Source organism: Paracoccus sediminilitoris (assembly GCF_003259195.1).
Lineage (GTDB): Bacteria > Pseudomonadota > Alphaproteobacteria > Rhodobacterales > Rhodobacteraceae > Paracoccus > Paracoccus sediminilitoris.
On record NZ_QJPK01000066.1, the window covers coordinates 1 to 2,207 of the forward strand.

3 protein-coding genes are annotated in these 2,207 nt (G+C 65.6%); all 3 read left to right on the forward strand.

Annotation, left to right across the window (positions count from 1 at the left end):
* The first annotated feature begins 22 nt into the window (after positions 1 to 22).
* Positions 23 to 820 (forward strand): phosphate ABC transporter ATP-binding protein PstB, encoded by a 798-nt coding sequence (pstB, locus tag DKT70_RS17525; RefSeq protein ID WP_111560327.1) that lies wholly within the window; start codon positions 23 to 25, stop codon positions 818 to 820.
* Between the two features lie 14 nt (positions 821 to 834).
* Positions 835 to 1,554, forward strand: coding sequence for a phosphate signaling complex protein PhoU (gene phoU, locus DKT70_RS17530; RefSeq protein ID WP_111560328.1), 720 nt, complete (start codon positions 835 to 837; stop codon positions 1,552 to 1,554).
* 3 nt (positions 1,555 to 1,557) lie between these two features.
* A partial coding sequence (phoB, locus tag DKT70_RS17535) for a phosphate regulon transcriptional regulator PhoB (RefSeq protein ID WP_111560329.1) occupies positions 1,558 to 2,207 on the forward strand: 650 nt, incomplete at its 3' end.

Here is a 2,207-nt window from a genome sequence, read left to right on the forward strand (position 1 = left end):
CCGGCCGCCAGGAGACATAACCATGTATGACACGACCCGAACGGAGAGCGCCGTGAGCCAGAAGGAGACCAAGATTCAGGCCCGCGACGTTCAGGTGTGGTATGGCCAGAAGCAGGCCATCAAGGATCTGGACGTCGACATCCTGGACAAGACCGTGACCGCCTTCATCGGTCCGTCGGGCTGCGGCAAGTCGACCTTCCTGCGCTGTCTGAACCGGATGAACGACACCATCGACAGCGCCCGGATCGAAGGCCGGATCGCCATCGACGGCGAGGACATCTATGACCGCCGCGTCGATCCGGTGCAGCTGCGCGCCAAGGTGGGGATGGTGTTCCAGAAGCCCAACCCCTTTCCCAAGTCGATCTTCGACAATGTGGCCTATGGCCCGCGCATCCACGGCCTGGCACGCAACAAGGCCGAGTTGGAAGAGATCGTGGAAAGCAGCCTGCGCGGCGCGGCCCTGTGGAACGAGGTCAAGGACCGGCTGTCGGAACCGGGCACCGGCTTGTCGGGCGGGCAGCAGCAGCGCCTGTGCATCGCGCGCGCCGTCGCCACCAGCCCTGAAATCCTTCTGATGGACGAACCCTGTTCGGCGCTGGACCCCATCGCCACCGGCCAGGTCGAGGAACTGATCGAGCAGCTGCGCGAGCGGTTCTCGGTGGTGATCGTGACGCATTCGATGCAGCAGGCCGCCCGCGTCAGCCAGAAGACCGCCTTCTTCCATCTGGGCAACCTGGTCGAATATGGCGATACCGACGACATCTTCACCAAGCCCCGCGACAGCCGCACCGAGGCCTATATCTCGGGCCGGATCGGCTGACGAAAGGAAAGACGATGAACCGCGACAAGCATATCTCCTCGGCGTTCGACCGCGATCTGGAAACCATCCAGGCGCTGGTGGTCAAGATGGGCGGCATGGTCGAGGCCGCCATCACCGACGCCTCGACCGCGCTGGACACGCGCGACGAGGACCTGGCCGACGATGTCCGCCGCCGCGACAAGGCCATCGACGCGCTGGAGGCCCAGATCAACGAGGACGCCGCCCGCCTGATCGCGCTGCGCGCCCCCACCGCCACCGACCTGCGCATGGTGCTGGCGGTGATCAAGATCTCGGCCTCGCTGGAGCGGGTCGGCGATTATGCCAAGAACATGGCCAAGCGCACCGAGGTCCTGTCCCAGATGCCCGCCATCGAAGGCGCCGGCATGGCGCTGCGCCGGATGAGCCAGGCGGTCAACAAGATGCTGCAGGACGCGCTGGACAGCTATATCCGCCGCGACGCCGATCTGGCGCAGGACGTGCGCCTGCGCGACCTGGAGGTGGACCAGATGTACAACGCGCTGTTCCGCGAGTTCCTGACCCACATGATGGAGGACCCGCGCAACATCACCTCGTGCATGCACCTGCACTTCATCGCCAAGAACGTCGAGCGGATGGGCGACCATGCCACCTCGATCGCCGAGCAGGTCGTCTATCTGGTGACCGGCGAACTGCCCGACGAGGCGCGCCCCAAGGGCAACAGCGTCCCGATGGTCGATGCCATGGGCGAGGGCTGAGCGATGTCCCGTCAGGCCCCCTGCGTTCTGATCGTCGAGGATGAGGGCGCGCAGCGCGAAGTCCTGCATTACAACCTGGAAGCCGAGGGCTTCGAATGCGTCGTGGCCGATAATGGCGAGGACGCGCTGCTGCTGGTGGCCGAGGAACAGCCAGACCTGATCGTGCTGGACTGGATGCTGCCCAAGGTGTCGGGGATCGAGGTCTGCCGCCAGGTCAAGGCCGACCCCGCCACCCGCAGCATCCCCATCATCATGCTGTCGGCGCGCAGCGAGGAGGTGGACCGGGTCCGCGGCCTGGAAACCGGCGCCGACGACTACGTGGTCAAACCCTATTCGGTGGTGGAACTGATGGCGCGCCTGCGCACCCAGCTTCGCCGCACGCGGCCCGCCAGCATGGGCGAAAGGCTCAGCTTTGCCGACATCATCCTCGACGCCTCGGAACATCGCGTCTTTCGCGCAGGGCAGTCGCTGCATCTGGGCCCGACGGAATTCCGCCTGCTGTCCACGCTGATGGAAAAGCCGGGCCGGGTCTGGACGCGCGAACAGCTGCTGGACAGGGTCTGGGGCCGCGACATCTATGTCGACACCCGCACCATCGACGTCCATGTCGGCCGCCTGCGCAAGGCACTGATGCAAAACGGCGGCGACAACCC